Here is a 17,589-nt window from a genome sequence, read left to right on the forward strand (position 1 = left end):
AAAGGTTACTGCTTTATGATAAAATTATTTCCGTTGCAAGAGCAATGGCCCATCGCCAAATGGTAAGGCACTGGACTCTGACTCCAGCATTTTCAAGGTTCGAATCCTTGTGGGCCAGTTAAAAACCACTTCATAATGAAGTGGTTTTTTTAGCTTTATGATTATGATACATGTTTATTATTTGCAACCAGCCGGATTGTATAAATAGAAGTTCTTTTTATTATTTAAATCATCTAAAACCATTCTGAGAGCTTCACCAAAACGTTGGAAATGAACAATTTCCCTAGCTCTTAAAAATCTTATTGGGTCAGCAACCTCATTATCCTTAACTAATGTCAAAATATTGTCATAAGTAGTTCTCGCTTTTTGTTCAGCAGCCATATCTTCAAATAAATCAGTGATTGGGTCGCCTTTTGATTGAAATTCACATGCATTAAATGGGATGCCTCCAGCAGCTTGTGGCCATACGCCTAAAGTGTGGTCAACGTAGTACTTTTCGAACCCTGCAGTGTCTACCTCGTTGCAAGGAAGATCCTTGGTAAGTTGATGAACAATGGTTCCAACTATTTCTAAATGTCCAAGTTCTTCAGTTGCGATATCGTTTAAAAGTCCTGCAACTTTAGGATTAGACATAGCATATTTTTGTGACATATAACGCATTGCAGCGCCTGCTTCGCCGTCAGGACCACCATACTGAGATATTATTACCTGTGCAATTTTGGGGTTCCTAAATTTTATATTTACCGGGTACTGAAGTCTTTTTTCATAACTATACATTAGCAATTACCTCCTTCCCATGGTAAAGGGGAATCGTTCCAATTCCAATAATCCTTAACATCAACGTCGTAGGATGTAATGGGACCAAATTCCCTTGTATATTCATCTACGGCATCCATTCTTATTTTTTTAACTTTCTTATAATATTCAATCGCTTCAGAGCAACTGGGATGAGTATCTAAAAATAATTTTACGTCATCCATTGCAAAACTTGCCTGATTAATTATTTTCATAAGTTTTAAACGATTTGCATTATTCTTCATTTCTACCCCTCCATGGTTTATTTAAATCTTTAAATATGGTTCCGCATTCAAATGCATCACACATATCGAAAAGTTCACCCCATTTTTGCCATGGAACAAATGCCATAGCCGGATTCATTTTATCAACATGATCAGTTCCTATGTCACAACCATCTTTATGACAAGGGCATGAATTCATTTCTTTATCATGTTTATCATCTTTTTTATTAGGACCGGCATTCCTGCATGAAGAACAAGGCTGATTCATATTTCCACTCATTTGATTGCGACCACGGTACATATTGTTCATTCGTGCCTGATTGCTACATCTGCAGGGAGACATCTGGTTAGAATGCATATTACAATTTGTGCAGCTCATTTATACACCATCTTTCTAATGTTTACATTAGTATTTTATGCAAATAAAAATAAAAAGTTCTGAACATAGATATAGTTTTTTGTCACAAATTCGTTTATACTAGAAATAGTTTGACTTTTTAGGAGGAAATTATGAGAAATTGTTTAGTTGCCCAGTCGGGCGGACCAACAGTAGCAATAAATGCAAGTCTTGCAGGAGTTATACAGGGAGCTATTGATAGTAAAGAATTTTATAAAGTATATGGTTCAATTAATGGAGTTCAGGGACTTTTAAATTCAAGACTTATGGATTTGACACATAAAGTTGAGACAACTCCTATGTTTATAGAATTATTAAAAAAATCACCTTCAATGTATTTAGGATCATGTCGTTATCAGTTGCCTGATTATAAAGAGGATGATACACCATATGCGTATATCTTTAAAAAATTTGACGAATATGAAATAGATGCATTTTTCTATATTGGTGGAAACGATTCTATGGATACAGTTGATAAATTAAGCAAATATGCATTAGCAATAGGAAGTGATATTAAGATAATTGGAATTCCTAAGACAATCGATAATGACTTATGCGTAACAGACCATACTCCGGGATATGGTTCAGCAGCTAAATATATTGCATCAACATTACTTGAAATAGGTCATGATACAAGCATATATCCAATTAATAGTGTTACTATTGTGGAAATTATGGGAAGAGATGCAGGGTGGCTTACAGGAGCAGCTGCATTGGCAAGAAACACATATAATGATGCACCGCATCTTATTTATTTGCCGGAAGTAGCTTTTAATAAAGATGAATTTATTGAAGATGTAAAGGCTGCTATGGATAAATATAATAACGTTGTAGTTGCTGTTTCAGAAGGAATAAAAGATGCAGATGGAAATTATATAAGTGCGACAAATGCTGTTGAAGATACATTTGGACACAGTCAGTTAAGTGGAACAGGGAAATGTCTTGAATATATTATAAAAGAAAATATTCAGGTTAAAGTTCGTTCAGTTGAAATAAATATTTTACAAAGAAGTGCAGCTCATATGTCATCAATTACAGATATAGGTGAAGCATTTAGATTAGGAAGACATGCAGTTAAATGTGCAATTGAAGGAAAGACAGGAATAATGGTTACGTCTATTAGAAAAAATAATGAGCCTTATTCAATAGATATGGGTGAGACACCTGTTGAAAATGTAGCAGGACTTGTAAAACATGTACCAAGAGAATGGATAAATGAACGTGGAAATAATGTTACACAGGAATTTATTGATTATGCATATCCTTTAATTTTAGGGGAGCCGGTTGTTAAATATCAGAGAGGCATACCTGATTACCTTGACATATCACATTTATTCCCTAATAAATTTGACAATTAAAGTTAAAAAAATATAATAAAAAAATTTTATAAAATGAGAAAATGGGTAAGTTTAAAATAAAAAAACTTATTCATTTTTTTGATAAAAATTCAAAATATAACGTGTATAAAATGTTTGATAAAATAAGGCAAAATAATTAAAAAGAAGGAAAAAGTAAAAACGTTTTTAGAAAAACTAAAAAAAGAGTACTTTTAATTTAAAGTGAATACTTTTTATGACAAATTTTATGTGGTATATTTAAATTGGTATAATGGCTGTTTATGAATTGATGAAATTTACAGATAGCATACAATATAAAATTAGGAAAAGGAGAAAATAAAGAATGAAAGGGTTTAAAGAAAAATTATTAACTGGAACATTAGCATTTACAATGGTATTAACTAGTGCAGCAGTTCAGTTTAATACAACAGAGGTTAAAGCAGACACTGCAGGAAGTGATTACAAACTCGTATGGAGTGATGAATTTAATGGGACAGCTCTTAATACAGACAACTGGACATATGATTTAGGAAATGGAGGATCAAATGCAGGTTGGGGAAATAATGAAAAAGAGTATTACACAAACAGAACAGATAATGTCTATGTATCTGATGGAACATTAAAGATTACAGCATTAGAACAGAAATTTAATAGATATAATTATACATCAGGAAGAATCAAGACAGCAGGAAAACAGACTTTTAAATATGGACGTATGGAAGCAAGAATAAAACTTCCATCATTAAAAGGTGTGTGGCCGGCATTCTGGATGCTTGGAGTTGATCAGAAAGGATGGCCATGGTGTGGGGAAATTGATATTTTAGAAGCATGGAATACAGATAATTTCGCACAGGGAGCTTTTCATTGGAATACAGGTGGAGAAAGTAATGCATATAGTCCAAATTATATTGCAAGACAGCTTAATGCAAGGTATACAGCATATAATTGGTACGATAAAACACAGTGGCATATTTATGCAGTTGAATGGAATGATAAGAAAATAAATTATTTTGTAGATGATACATTATATTTTTCAGTTGATGTTACAAGTGCAGATAAAAAGGATGAAGCATCTAAGTATTATTATTTCCTTTTAAATGTGGCAGTAGGTGGAAATCTTCCGGGAACAACTCCTACATATAACACTTTACCTGCGACAATGGAGGTGGATTATGTAAGAGCTTATCAGAAAACAAGCAATCAGGGTGGAAATACAGCTACATGGACTGAACAAGGCGAGGTGCCTATACATACAGTTACATTTAAAGATGAAAATAAAGTAATGAGTACATTTACATGTTATGATGGTGAAACTCTTGAAATCCCAAGTGTATATGCCGGAGAAAATGGTTTTGAAGGCTGGTATACAAGTGATAATCAGAAAGCAATTAACACTATGAGAGTTAGAGGCAGTATTGAGTTGACTGCAAAATGGTCAGTACCACATAAGGTTGAACAGGATATTACAGATAATAATAGAGATAATAATAGAGATAATAATAGAGATAATAATATAACTACTATGCCTTCAGTAAAAAAAGCTGTTATAAAGTCAGCCGTAAAGAAGAAAGGCAAAGCTGTCATCAAAATTAAAAAGATAGCTAAAGTTTCGGGTTATCAGTTGAATGTGGCACGGAATGTTAAATTTAAAAAAGTGAAAACTATAAACACAAAGAAAACAACTGTAATTGTCAAAAAAATAAAGTCAAATAAGAAATATTATGTTAGAGTCAGAGCTTATAAAGTAGTGAATGGTACTAAAGTATATGGAAAATGGAGTAAAGTAAGAAAAGTAAAATAATCTTTTGATATGTTCTATAATAAAAAATATGCTAAGAGCAAAATAAAAACATAGAAGTACAATTTAAAAGTAGGAGAACATTATGAGAAAATTAATGAACAAAGTAATAGGTACAACTCTAGCAATAGCGATGGTTGTTACATGCATGCCGGTGGCAAATGTAAAAAATGTTCATGCAGCAGAAAAAAAGAATACAGCATATAAGCTTGTATGGAGTGATGAATTTAATGGAACATCACTTAATATGAATAACTGGAATTATAATATTGGAAATAGTGGAACAGACGGAAAAAATCCAGGCTGGGGAAACAATGAATTAGAATATTATACAGATAGTGAAAAGAATGTAAGTGTTTCAGACGGAACATTGAAAATAACAGCAATTGAAGAAAAAACAGTTGATCCAAAAAATTCTAAAGTTACATATTCTTATACATCAGGTAGAATAACAACAGCTGGAAAACAGGATTTTCAGTATGGCAGAATGGAAGCAAGAATAAAACTTCCATCATTAAAAGGTGTATGGCCGGCATTTTGGATGCTTGGAGTTAATCAGAAAGGATGGCCATGGTGTGGAGAAATTGATATTTTGGAAGCGTGGAATACAATTAGCTTTGCACAGGGAGCCTTTCATTGGAATGCAGGAGTTGGAGATGACAGTCCATATGATAACAAATATGTTTCCGGTCAGTTGAATGCTTCATATTCAAGATATAACTGGTATGACAAAACGCAGTGGCACATTTATGCAGTTGAATGGGACAATGAATATATACATTATTTTGTAGATGATGTTGAATTTTATAAAGTAAATATTTCAACAGCAGATAAAAAAGACGAAGGAATGAAATCATATTACTTCTTATTGAATATGGCAGTTGGAGGAAATCTTCCGGGAGTAGCACCTGATGCAGGAACACTTCCGGCAACAATGGAAGTAGATTATGTCAGAGCATATCAGAGAACAAGTGATAATGGAACCAATTCGGCAAAATGGACAGAACAGAATCAGGTTCCTACATATCAGATAACCATGAAAGATGGAAAGAAGACTGTGTCAAATGTTAATGCATATGACGGAGAAACACTTGATTTGCCTGTTTTAACAAAAAAAAGATATACATTTAACGGCTGGTACACAAGTGACGGAAAAGAAATAACAGAAAAGTACAGAGTAAGGCAGAATACAACTATAGTAGCTAAATGGACAAAGGTAACTGTAAAGCAGCCTAAATTAACAAAATTAGTTAATAAAAAGAAAGGCACTATTTATGCTAAATATAGTATAAAAGGAAAAAAAGCAGATAGTCCAAAGGGTTACCAGATAAAATATGGAACAAACAAAAAGTTGAAAAAAGGAAAAGTTACTTCAACAACTTCAAAAAATATTACTATTCCATTTTTGAAATCAGGTAAGACTTATTATGTTAAGGTAAGAGGCTATAAATTGGATTCAAAAAACAAAAAAGTATTTGGAAAATGGAGTAAAATAAAATCAATTACCGTAAAATAAGAAAAAACACAGGGTAAAATTAGTAAAACTAATGGTTTTAAATAAGAAATATGTTTGCAATACTCTGAAAATGGGGTATAATAAACACGGTTAGAAAAAATCTCTATAAATATAAAACATACGGAGGTACAATATGTTAGTTTCAGCAAAAGAAATGTTAGAAAAAGCAAAAGCAGGTCATTATGCTGTAGGACAGTTCAACATCAACAATCTTGAATGGACAAAGTCAATTCTTTTAACAGCAGAAGAATTAAAGAGCCCTGTTATTTTAGGTGTATCTGAAGGTGCAGGAAAGTACATGACAGGATTTAAGACAGTAGCTGCTATGGTTAAGGCTATGGATGAAGAATTAGGAATTACAGTTCCTGTAGCTCTTCACTTAGATCACGGAACATACGAAGGATGTTATAAATGTATTAAGGCAGGATTTACATCTATTATGTTTGATGGTTCACATTATCCAATTGAAGAGAACATTGCTAAGACAAAAGAATTAGTAGCAGTAGCTCATAATATGGATATGTCAATTGAAGCAGAAGTTGGTTCAATTGGTGGTGAAGAAGATGGAGTTATCGGAAGAGGCGAATGTGCTGACCCTGATGAATGTAAGGCAGTAGCTGATCTTGGTGTAGATATGCTTGCAGCAGGTATCGGTAACATTCATGGAAAATATCCTGAAAACTGGGAAGGACTTAGTTTTGAAACTCTTGATGCAATTCAGCAGAAGACAGGAATTATGCCATTAGTTCTTCATGGTGGTACAGGTATCCCAGCAGATATGATTAAGAAAGCAATTGATCTTGGTGTATCTAAGATTAACGTTAATACAGAATGTCAGTTATCATTTGCTGATGCAACAAGAAAGTACATCGAAGCAGGAAAGGACTTAGAAGGAAAAGGATTTGATCCTCGTAAGTTACTTGCTCCAGGTGCAGAAGCTATTAGAGCAACAGTAAAAGAAAAAATGGAATTATTCGGTTCAGTTGGAAAGGCTTTTGAATAGGCATATAACAGACCGGGCATCCTGAAATATATTTTTAGGAAGCACATAATATTAGTAACAATGGGCTCCTGCTTGAAGCGGGAGCCTTTAATAATATTTAGGATTTAAAAGAGTATTTTATTGTATGAATAGAAAAGAATTTGTAGATAATAAAATAGAAAATAATATCAAAATAAGAGATAATAAAATAGATGATGAATTAAGGATAGGATTTGATTCTGAAAAGAAAGAAAATACTGAAAAGAAAGAAAATACTGAAAATAAGAAAAACAAAATATCAGGAATTGCATATAACATAGTGAGGGTAATAGCATTTACCGTTGCCGGTATAGCATTTGGATATGCATCATATGAATTGATGGATTCATATTTGGATTATACAGCAGCTCAGGAAAAATATAGTGCAGTTGATGAAATGTTTAATCAGATACAGAGTACAGAACAGACGGCAGATACGTCAGATACAGCTCAGACAGCTAGTAGTGCAGAATACCAGGGAACAATAACCAAATGGGTATGGGACTATGATGCAATGTTAAAATATAATGATGAGTCAAAAGGATATATTAAACTTGATGGCACAAGAATTCAGTACCCTATAGTTCAGCATAGTGATAACGATTATTACTTGGTAAAAGGTTCAGATAAAGTGGCAAATGGTGGTGGAGCTATTTTTATGGATTCACGTTGTGGAGGACTTGATGCCAGAATGAGTGTTGTGTATGGACACAACATGATGGATGGTTCAATGTTTCACGACTTAATGAAATTTTCAAAAGAAGATTTTTGCAAGAAAAATCAGACATTTGATGTTTATGTGGGACATCGTCATTATATTTATCACGTATTTTCGTCATTTAGAACTAAGGCAGATAATGAAGATATATATAAGTTTGGCTTTAAAGATGATGATGAGTTTGCTAAATGGATTAAGAAGACTTATGACAAGAGTAATTTCAAGTATGACAGTAAAATGCCAGGTGTATCAGACAAGATTTTGATATGTTCTACTTGTGTGGATAACAATGGTAACAGAATGGTTGTATGTATGTACAGAGGGGAAGAAGTAGTGGATTAGTGTAAACTAACTTAATTTTATTAAGTAATACTTAAAAAAATAAGGGATTTTAGGGAATGGTATTGATTTTTATTAAGAAATAGTGTAACTTATATATCGACGAGGGAAACCTCACCGCTAAATGAGATTAAGAACAAGGGCGTTCTTCAAAGAATTATTTGGAGAAAAGCCTTTTTTTATTACAAGGCTAAAGACATATAGAGTGGACAGAGTAAATGCCTTTTTAAATTAGCGGAATGAAAAATAGTTAAGTATAGAAAGGAACAGACACTATGGGAGTTAATGTATCAGAAGTATTTGGACAGAATGTATTCGATGAATCAGTAATGAAGAATCGTTTACCTGAAGCAACTTACAATGAAATTAAGAAAATTATGCACGAAGGTGGAGATATCACAATGGATATCGCAAACATCGTTGCACAGGCTATGAAGGAATGGGCTGTTGAAAAAGGTGCTACACATTATACACATGTATTCCAGCCATATATCATTTCAGTAGGAGCTGAAAAACATGATTCCTTCGCATCATTACCAACAGATGGTAAGATTGATAATACATTTACAGGAAAAGATTTATTAATGGGAGAACCTGATGCATCATCATTCCCATCAGGTGGATTGAGACAGACATGTGGAGCAAGAGGTTATACAGCATGGGATGTTACATCACCTGCTTACATAAAAGATGATACACTTTGCATTCCAACAGCATTTTGCTCATACACAGGTGAATCACTTGATACAAAGACACCTTTACTTAAAGCAATGCATGCAGTAAGTAAATATGGTATAAGACTTTTAAGATTATTAGGAAATACAACATCAAGAAGAGTTCTTTCATATGTTGGTCCTGAACAGGAATATTTCTTAATTCCTGAAGATTTATATGAACAGAGACCTGACCTTAAATTCTCAGGACGTACACTTTTCGGTGCTATGCCTCCAAAAGGACAGGAAATGTCAGATCAGTATTTTGGTGATATTAGAGAAAAAGTTAAGAAATTTATGTCAGACGTTGATGAACAGTTATGGAAATTAGGAATCACAGCAAAGACACAGCATAATGAAGTTGCTCCTTGTCAGCATGAAATTGCACCTATTTTCTCAGTTTCAAATGTAGCATTAGATAATAACTACTTAGTAATGAACGTATTAAAGAAGACAGCTAAGAAGTATGGATTAGTTTGTTTATTACATGAAAAACCATTTGATGGAATTAATGGCTCAGGTAAACACAACAACTGGTCGCTTACAACAGATGACGGAATTAACTTATTCAAACCAGGTAAAGAACCTGAAAATAATAAAGTATTCCAGTTAGTACTTGCATGCCTTATGTCAGCAGTTGACAAACATGCAGTATTGCTTAGAACAGCCGCTTCTAACACAGGTAACGATCACAGATTAGGAGCAAATGAAGCACCACCTGCAATCATTTCTATTTATTTAGGAGATCAGGTTGGAGATGTAGTAGATCAGATTATTAAGACTGGAAAAGCTACTTCAAGCCTTCATTCAGGTGTAATTGATTTTGGTATTAACAAACTTCCTGTATTAGAAAAGGATCCTACAGATAGAAACAGAACATCACCATTTGCATTTACAGGTAACAGATTCGAATTCAGAATGGTTGCTTCATCAAACTCAATTGGTGATACAAATACAGTACTTAGTGCAATGATGGCAGAAGCATTTGCAGATGCAATTGATGCTCTTACAGGTGCTGAAGATTTAGATAAAGCTGTAGAAGAATATACAGTAAAACTTATGAGAGAACATGAAAGAATTATCTTCAATGGAAACGGTTATTCAGCAGAATGGCCTGTAGAAGCTGAAAAGAGAGGACTTCCAAACTGCAAGTCTATCGTAGATGCAATTCCTTCATTAGTAGCTGATTCAACAGTTAAGATGTATGAAAGATTCAATATTATGTCTAAGGCAGAACTTGAAGCTCGTAAGGAAATCTTATTTGAACAGTATGCAGGAGTAAGAAATATCGAAGCTTTAACTATGATTGATATGGCAAGCAAGATGTTTATTCCATCAGTTGTATACTATACAAAAGAACTTGCTGATACAGCAATTGCAGTAAAAGAGGCAGGAGCAGATGCTTCAACTCAGATAGAATTATTAAATGCTGTAATAGCTAAGTTAAATGAAGCTAAAGCAGGATTAGAAGACTTAAAGAAGGCAACAGCTAAGGCTCAGAGCATTGATGACAATCAGGAAAAGGCAGAAAGCTACAAGTCAGAAGTAATGGCAGCAATGGCAGAACTTAGAAAACCTGTAGATGAACTTGAAATGATTGTAGACAAAGAAGTATGGCCGGTACCTTCATATGGAGATATTTTATTCTACTAAAATCAAAAACTAAATATGATAAATAGCGAAAGTGCACCGAAAGAATGAAAACTTCCGGTGCACTTTTGATTTGAGTGGCAAGCAGCGCGAGCGTAAATTTCAATAAATATATCAGGACCTTTCAGCCTTATTTGAAGAAAACAGAAATTAATCCGTTTACAATAATTATTAAAGTTATCAAAGGTAAAATCCATTTACAATAAATACGTATTTTATTTGGAACCTTAAGTCCTGAGCCTAAATTAACCTCAGCAATGTAATTATCCCATCCCCATCCATATTTGCTTGTACAGAATAAAGTGTAAATCAGGGAACCAATTGGAAGAATTAAATTACTAATCATAAAATCTTCTAAATCTAAAACACTAGTTCCATCACCTAAAGGATGAAAACCTGATAGAAGGTTAAATCCTAAAATACAAGGAAGAGATGCTAATATAATAACAATAGTATTTACAATAGCTGTTTTCTTTCTGGACCATCCCCATAAATCCATGCATGAGGACATAATGTTTTCAAATACTGCAATTACAGTTGAAAAAGCGGCAAATGCCATAAATATAAAGAAGCAGCTTCCCCATATTCTTCCGCCGGGCATTTGAATAAATATATTAGGTAAAGTAACAAAAATAAGACTAGGTCCCTGATCTGGGTTAACTCCAAATGCAAAGCATGATGGAAAAATAATAAGTCCTGATACAATTGCTACAAAAGTGTCTAAAGCGACAATGTTTATTGATTCACCTAATAGGCTGCGGTCCTTGCCCAAATAACTTCCAAAAATTGCCATAGAACCCATTCCTATACTAAGTGTAAAGAATGCCTGATTCATAGCAGCAACAATTACATTTACCAATCCGATTTCTTTTATTCTATTAAAATCAGGAACAAGATAAAAATATAATCCTTTATCAGATCCATCAAGGAAAATACTGTTAATGGCTAAAACTACCATAATTATTAAAAGTGCAATCATCATTGTTTTTGATATTTTTTCAACACCATTTTGTAAGCCTAAAGAGCATACAAGGAAACCAAGGATAATAACAATTACAGTCCAGAAAATCATTTCTGATGGAACATTAAGCATATCAGAAAAATGAGCCTGCACATCTGCTGTAGTAGCGTTTGTAAAATCACCTTTTGCCATGTCGAAAAAGTATCGTAACATCCATCCGGCAACAGTAGTGTAAAACATCATTAAAATATAATTTCCAGCCATTCCAACATATCCATGAAGATGCCAATATTGCCCTTTCTTTTCCAATGCCTTAAATGAACGTGAAATGCTTTGCTGACTTGCACGTCCGACAGAAAATTCCATAGTAAGAATAGGTAAGCCTAAAATTACTAAAAACAAAATGTAAAATAGTACGAAACATCCGCCTCCATTATTACCTACAACGTAAGGAAAACGCCACACATTGCCAATTCCAATGGCGCATCCAGCAGAAATAAGGATGAAGCCAAGTCTCGATTTAAATTTTTCTCTTTCCATTAAATACCTCGATTCTATAGTGGTTCTTGCATCATATTAAAGAAATTAAAAGAATTTGTCAATTTAACGTGTTAGTGCATTAAAATTATATAAAAATATTTAGTAAATTTTGAAGAAAATTATTGTAAAATAGGGGAGTGTAAAGCCTTTCTTAGTTGAAATGAACAAACAATTGTTGTAGAATTAAGTGGCGTGTAAATACTAAAAATGAATAAAAAAGAAAAGTACTAAATTTTGATATTCATAATCTTATATTAATAAGAAATACAGATAGCAAAATTAAATTTTCCATACTTAATTTCAGTATTAAATTTAATAATATATAGAATAGAAAGGAGGAGCATCATGTTAGACGAGTTAGATGAATTAGTGAAAAAAGTAATTGAACTAATTGAAGATAAGAAATATGTACTAGTAAAAAAAGAGTTTGCTGACATGAATGAGGCGGATATAGCTGAAGTATTAGAAGAACTTCAGGAAGAACTGCCAACACAGGAATTTATAAGGGTATTCCGATTGCTCCCCAAAGATATAGCGGCAGATGTATTTGCTCATCTTCCTGTAGAAATTGAGCAGTATATAATTAATTCCCTTACAGATAAAGAAACAACAAACATTATTGAAAACATGTTTGCTGATGATGCTGCCGATTTGATGGAAGAAATGCCGGCGAGTGTTGTAAGAAGAATTTTGGCATTGGCTTCGGATGAAACACGAAATGATATAAATCATTTGTTAAAATATCCGGAAGATTCTGCCGGTAGTATTATGACAGTCGAATTTGCTGACTTGAAGGAAAACATTACTGTAAAGCAGGCGTTAGAAAGAATTAGAAAAATAGGAATTGATAAGGAGACAATCAATACCTGTTACGTACTTGATTTGCAAAGGCATTTGGTAGGATCGGTAACACTTAGAACTTTGCTTCTTGGCAATCCTGATGCTATTGTAAGCGATATAATGGATGAAAATGTGATTACTGTAAGTACGTTAGATGATCAGGAAACTGTAGCCAGACAATTCCAAAAATATGACTTTATGGCAATGCCTGTAGTAGATAGTGAAAACAGACTTGTTGGTATTATTACAGTCGATGATATTTTGGAAATTATTGAAGAAGAGGCAACAGAAGATATGGAAAAGATGGCAGCTATTTTACCATCTGACAAGTCATATTTTAGAACGGGAATATTTGAAACATTTAAATCAAGAATTCCATGGCTTCTTATATTAATGATATCAGCTACAATTACAGGTACAATAATAGACAGTTTTGAAGCAAAACTTGCAGGAATTACAGGATTAGTTGCTTTTATACCTATGTTAATGGATACCGGTGGAAACTCAGGTGGACAGGCATCAGTAACTATCATTCGTGCAATATCTCTTAATGAAGTAGAATTTAAAGATATATTTAAAGTAATATGGAAAGAAATAAGAGTTGCAGTTTTGTGCGGCTTAACATTAGCGGTAGTTAATTTTATAAGAGTTTTAATTATGAATGCTTTAGGAACAGGAATTACTCACGAAGCTATAATGGTAAATATTACTGTGTGTATTACACTGTGTATTACGGTAATGTGTGCTAAGTTAGTTGGATGTATGCTTCCAATATTAGCAAATCAGTTGGGATTTGATCCGGCAGTAATGGCTAGTCCGTTTATTACAACAATCGTGGATGCTATTTCACTTGTATTATTCTTAAAGATTGCAACATTTATGTTAATGTGATAAAGTTTTGTATTGAAAAACCAAAGAGAGATACAAATACTTGTATCTCTCTCGGGTAAATTTATTCTAATAAAAAAAGGGAGGAGAATCGACTCCTTAGCCGATTCACGAATATGCCTGATGCATATTCAAAATTATGAAAAAATATGAAAAAACGAGTAACAAAATCAGTAACAACTGTTTTTGTTTACAATATATATACTAAAGTTAAATCGTGAAAAAATGATGTTTTCAATGTGAAAGTATATTTAATTTAGTATGAACAAAATATGAACGGAGGAAAGACAATGGCAGACAAGAATCCAATAGTAACAATTGAGATGGAGAATGGAGATATAATGAAAGCTGAATTATATCCTGAAGTTGCTCCTAATACAGTAAATAATTTTATCAGCCTTGTAAAAAAAGGCTTCTATGATGGAATAATTTTTCATAGAGTAATTGAAGGATTTATGATTCAGGGTGGAGATCCTGAAGGAACAGGAATGGGTGGCCCGGGATACAGTATTCAGGGTGAATTCAATTATAATGGTTTTGCAAATGACCTTAAGCATACACCGGGAGTGTTATCTATGGCTAGAGCAATGGATCCGGATAGTGCAGGATCACAGTTCTTTATTATGCATGAAGCCGCACCACATTTGGATGGACAGTATGCTGCATTTGGAAAAATCATCGAAGGAATGGATGTTGTTGATGCAATAGCAACAACAAAGACAGGTGCGATGGACAGACCTGTTAATGAACAGAAGATGAAAAAGGTCACAGTTGAGACATTTGGTGTTGAATACGACGAACCTGAAACATACTAATATTAATTTAGTGAATTATAAAAATGTAATGGTTATATACTAAAAATAGAATTGAATTTAGTTAAATATCATTTAATATATCAATTATATATGGAAAGTATTGAATTATAAAAGAGTTAATATTACAATTGGTTTGTCAGAAAGACCTTGGAGAGGGTCTTTAAAAACTACTACTGTATAGATAGAAGGAGAACTTATCATGGCACAGATTACAAAGAATATGATTATCGGCGATATTTTAAAAATTAATATGGGAGTAGTTCCTATTTTATTAAATGAAGGAATGCATTGTATAGGATGTCCTGCATCTCAGGGAGAATCATTAGAAGAAGCTTGCATGGTACATGGCATTGATGCTGATGCGCTTACAGTAAAGTTAAATGAATTTCTTGCAAATGTAGAAAATGAAGAAAATAAATAATATTGTATTAAAAATCTAATGAAGACAGCAATGTTATATATTTCTTATGAAACAATATATTAAAATTAAGATTGTTTTAAATTAACAAATAAAAAGCAATTGCACCAATGTATTAAACGTGGTGCAATTGCTTTTTATAATATATGTAATTGTTTAATTATAATGTAATAAAACCTGTAGCTTTGTCGATAACATAGTAAGCACGATTATCTTCAGGTTTGATATAAAGTTCAACAGATGTAACTGTTTTCTTTCCTGTTTTAGCTGTGTAATCAGCTTTAGCAGCTTCCTTTAATGCTTCAACATCAAATTCTTTTCCATAGAACTGAACTAATACTTTTTCAACTTTTTTAGCGGCAGCTTTTTTAGTTGTAGTCTTTTTAGCAGCTTCCTTCTTAGGTTCAGCTTTAACAGCTTCTTTTTTTACTGGAGTAACTTTAGCAGCTTCCTTCTTAGGTTCAGCTTTAACAGCTTCTTTCTTTACTTCAGTAACTTTAGCAGTTTCCTTCTTAGGTTCAGCTTTAACAGCTTCTTTCTTTACTTCAGTAGCTTTAGCAGCTTCCTTCTTAGGTTCAGCTTTAACAGCTTCTTTTTTTACTGGAGTAACTTTAACAGTTTCCTTTTTTGTGTCCTTAACTTCAGCTTTTGTATCAATTTTTTTTGTAGTTTCTTTTGCAACAGTTTTTGTAGCTTTTGATGTTGCCATAATGAAATCCTCCTTTTTGTAAGGTCGATTAATAAAAGCCCACCAATATTGTAAGTAAATCAACCTATATAAATAAAATTTTCTATAATATTCCGAAGATAATAATAACGCGGGCAAAAAAAAATTGCAATAAATGGAAAACAAATTTGGCAATACACACAAATAATAAGTCGTAATTTAAAAAAATGTATCAAATATACCAATAAAAAAGTGCCTTAAATATAGTAAATAATTGTTAATTACAGTCTGATGTTTCATACAATTATGAATTAATAAACATATAAAATAGAGGAAAACCGGTATAAATAATGTTGATATTGAACCCTAGGACAAATGCCTATTAAGGCTATTCACTTTGAAAAATTGTTTTTCATATTTGCAAAATCAGGTAATTAAATGTATTCAAAGTAACATAATATTTATTGTAAAAAGATATATATGTATGATAGAATAATATAGAAAAATGCAGAAAGGAGCGAAATATGGATTATGTTGTAGTATGGCTGGCTCTGTTTGTTATACTTGCAGTTTCAGAGTTAATAACAATGGGATTAACAAGTATATGGTTTGCTGTAGGAGCACTGGCCGCATGCTTAGTTTCGGCATTGGGGGCAAATTTGATTGTGCAGGCAATAGTTTTTGTTGTTGTGTCAATCTTAATATTATTATTTATTCGCCCATTTGCAGTAAATTATATTAACAAAGATCCTGAAAAAACAAATGTTGAGTCCATGGAAGGAAAGGTTGGAGAAGTGACGGCTGATATAAACAACGTACTTGCAACCGGAACTGTAAAGATTGATGGAATGGACTGGACAGCAAGAACTGATAATGGAGAAATCATAGAAGCCGGAGAATATGTAAAAGTATTAAGGGTTGAGGGTGTCAAAGTTATTGTCGAAAAAACGGAACTAAATAATTGAGCATGAAGTAAGATTGAGGAGGAGTAAAATGCCATTATTAATTGTAGTAGTAGTATTAGCGTTGATTTTAGTATCAACATGCGTAAAGATTGTACCACAGGCACATGCCTATGTTATTGAAAGACTTGGAGGATATAAATGCACATGGTCTGTAGGTCTTCATTTTAAAGTGCCATTTTTAGATATGGTAGCAAGAAAAGTTAACTTGAAGGAACAGGTTGTTGATTTCGCACCTCAGCCGGTTATTACAAAGGATAACGTAACAATGAGAATTGATACGGTTGTATTTTTCCAGATTACAGATCCTAAACTTTTCTGTTATGGTGTAGAAAGCCCTATTATGGCTATTGAAAATTTAACAGCAACAACTCTTAGAAATATTATTGGTGATTTGGAATTAGATGAAACACTTACATCCAGAGAAATTATTAATGCTAAGATGAGACAGTCTTTAGATGAAGCAACAGATCCATGGGGAATTAAAGTTAACAGAGTGGAACTTAAGAACATCATTCCACCAACAGCAATTCAGGATGCGATGGAAAAGCAGATGAAGGCTGAACGTGAACGTAGAGAAGCAATCTTAATTGCAGAAGGTGAAAAGAAGTCAGCTATTCTTAGAGCAGAAGGAAAGAAAGAATCAGCAGTACTTGAAGCAGAGGCAGAAAAACAGGCAGCAATCTTAAAGGCTGACGCTGAAAAACAGAAAAGAATTCTTGAAGCAGAAGGTGAAGCACAGGCAATTCTTAAAGTACAGAATGCAACTGCAGAAGGTATCAAATTAATAAAAGAAGCAGGAGCAGACCAGTCAGTACTTACATTAAAGAGCTTAGAAGCATTTGCTGCGGCAGCAGACGGTCAGGCAACAAAGATTATAATCCCATCTGACATTCAGGGACTCGCAGGCTCAGTAAAAGCAATAACAGAAGTAATAAAAGACTAATAATAAAAAAAGACAGGTTCTTAAGAAAGCTTGCTTTCAGAGAG

16 protein-coding genes and 1 tRNA gene are annotated in these 17,589 nt (G+C 33.2%); 12 read left to right on the forward strand and 5 right to left on the reverse strand.

All coding sequences use genetic code 11. The features are described from left to right. Positions 1-45 precede the first annotated feature (45 nt). A tRNA-Gln gene (locus N5B56_RS03070) sits at positions 46-118 on the forward strand. Between the two features lie 59 nt (positions 119-177). Here the strand turns inward: N5B56_RS03070 and N5B56_RS03075 are convergent. The 3 genes from N5B56_RS03075 to N5B56_RS03085 are packed head-to-tail and all read right to left on the reverse strand — an operon-like array spanning position 178 to position 1,398. Then, on the reverse strand, positions 178-777 hold the full coding sequence (locus tag N5B56_RS03075) for a manganese catalase family protein (protein WP_117908498.1): 600 nt from the start codon (positions 775-777) through the stop codon (positions 178-180). Beyond that, entirely contained in the window at positions 777-1,040 is a 264-nt protein-coding gene (locus N5B56_RS03080; RefSeq protein WP_260978366.1) for a spore coat protein CotJB, read from the reverse strand. The genes N5B56_RS03075 and N5B56_RS03080 overlap by 1 nt, the downstream gene beginning before the upstream one ends. Continuing rightward, on the reverse strand, positions 1,030-1,398 hold the full coding sequence (locus N5B56_RS03085) for a spore coat associated protein CotJA (RefSeq protein ID WP_260978367.1): 369 nt from the start codon (positions 1,396-1,398) through the stop codon (positions 1,030-1,032). The genes N5B56_RS03080 and N5B56_RS03085 overlap by 11 nt, the downstream gene beginning before the upstream one ends. Before the next feature lie 131 nt (positions 1,399-1,529). Here N5B56_RS03085 and N5B56_RS03090 point away from each other — a divergent pair, with 131 nt between their 5' ends. From N5B56_RS03090 to N5B56_RS03115, 6 genes are all read left to right on the forward strand, one after another. Further along, positions 1,530-2,774, forward strand: coding sequence for a 6-phosphofructokinase (locus tag N5B56_RS03090; RefSeq protein WP_117908502.1), 1,245 nt, complete (start codon positions 1,530-1,532; stop codon positions 2,772-2,774). A gap of 322 nt (positions 2,775-3,096) precedes the next feature. After that, on the forward strand, positions 3,097-4,554 hold the full coding sequence (locus N5B56_RS03095; protein WP_260978368.1) for a glycoside hydrolase family 16 protein: 1,458 nt from the start codon (positions 3,097-3,099) through the stop codon (positions 4,552-4,554). 82 nt (positions 4,555-4,636) lie between these two features. Then, the gene (locus N5B56_RS03100) at positions 4,637-6,067 is read left to right on the forward strand and encodes a family 16 glycosylhydrolase (protein ID WP_022088611.1); all 1,431 of its coding nucleotides are present in this window, start codon (positions 4,637-4,639) and stop codon (positions 6,065-6,067) included. A gap of 133 nt (positions 6,068-6,200) precedes the next feature. After that, positions 6,201-7,070, forward strand: a complete 870-nt coding sequence (fba, locus tag N5B56_RS03105; protein ID WP_022088610.1) for a class II fructose-1,6-bisphosphate aldolase — start codon at positions 6,201-6,203, stop codon at positions 7,068-7,070. 124 nt (positions 7,071-7,194) lie between these two features. Further along, positions 7,195-8,148 carry a class B sortase gene (locus tag N5B56_RS03110; protein WP_022088609.1) on the forward strand — a complete coding sequence of 318 codons (954 nt, stop codon included), beginning with the start codon at positions 7,195-7,197 and terminating at the stop codon, positions 8,146-8,148. Between the two features lie 272 nt (positions 8,149-8,420). Beyond that, positions 8,421-10,511 carry a glutamine synthetase III family protein gene (locus tag N5B56_RS03115; protein ID WP_117908508.1) on the forward strand — a complete coding sequence of 697 codons (2,091 nt, stop codon included), beginning with the start codon at positions 8,421-8,423 and terminating at the stop codon, positions 10,509-10,511. 127 nt (positions 10,512-10,638) lie between these two features. On the opposite strand, the gene N5B56_RS03120 is transcribed toward N5B56_RS03115, so the two are convergent. Next, positions 10,639-12,009, reverse strand: coding sequence for a sodium-dependent transporter (locus N5B56_RS03120; protein WP_022088607.1), 1,371 nt, complete (start codon positions 12,007-12,009; stop codon positions 10,639-10,641). A 369-nt stretch (positions 12,010-12,378) separates the two neighbouring features. Here N5B56_RS03120 and mgtE point away from each other — a divergent pair, with 369 nt between their 5' ends. The 3 genes from mgtE (at position 12,379) to N5B56_RS03135 (ending at position 14,973) form a co-directional block, all read left to right on the forward strand. Then, positions 12,379-13,740 carry a magnesium transporter gene (mgtE, locus tag N5B56_RS03125; protein WP_199522665.1) on the forward strand — a complete coding sequence of 454 codons (1,362 nt, stop codon included), beginning with the start codon at positions 12,379-12,381 and terminating at the stop codon, positions 13,738-13,740. Positions 13,741-14,027: 287 nt separating this feature from the next. After that, positions 14,028-14,552: a peptidylprolyl isomerase gene (locus tag N5B56_RS03130; protein ID WP_118565014.1), complete on the forward strand. Its 525-nt coding sequence runs from the start codon at positions 14,028-14,030 to the stop codon at positions 14,550-14,552. Between the two features lie 199 nt (positions 14,553-14,751). Beyond that, positions 14,752-14,973 carry a DUF1858 domain-containing protein gene (locus N5B56_RS03135; RefSeq protein WP_022088604.1) on the forward strand — a complete coding sequence of 74 codons (222 nt, stop codon included), beginning with the start codon at positions 14,752-14,754 and terminating at the stop codon, positions 14,971-14,973. A 157-nt stretch (positions 14,974-15,130) separates the two neighbouring features. On the opposite strand, the gene N5B56_RS03140 is transcribed toward N5B56_RS03135, so the two are convergent. Next, positions 15,131-15,679 carry a DUF6465 family protein gene (locus tag N5B56_RS03140; RefSeq protein WP_260978369.1) on the reverse strand — a complete coding sequence of 183 codons (549 nt, stop codon included), beginning with the start codon at positions 15,677-15,679 and terminating at the stop codon, positions 15,131-15,133. 482 nt (positions 15,680-16,161) lie between these two features. Between N5B56_RS03140 and N5B56_RS03145 the strand changes: the two genes are divergently transcribed. Both N5B56_RS03145 and N5B56_RS03150 read left to right on the forward strand, forming a co-directional pair. After that, positions 16,162-16,602, forward strand: a complete 441-nt coding sequence (locus N5B56_RS03145) for an NfeD family protein (RefSeq protein ID WP_022088039.1) — start codon at positions 16,162-16,164, stop codon at positions 16,600-16,602. Positions 16,603-16,630: 28 nt separating this feature from the next. Continuing rightward, positions 16,631-17,545, forward strand: a complete 915-nt coding sequence (locus N5B56_RS03150; RefSeq protein ID WP_022088038.1) for an SPFH domain-containing protein — start codon at positions 16,631-16,633, stop codon at positions 17,543-17,545. The last annotated feature ends 44 nt before the right edge of the window (positions 17,546-17,589 follow it).

Source organism: Eubacterium album, assembly GCF_025336545.1.
In the GTDB taxonomy this organism is placed as follows: domain Bacteria; phylum Bacillota; class Clostridia; order Lachnospirales; family Lachnospiraceae; genus Eubacterium_U; species Eubacterium_U album.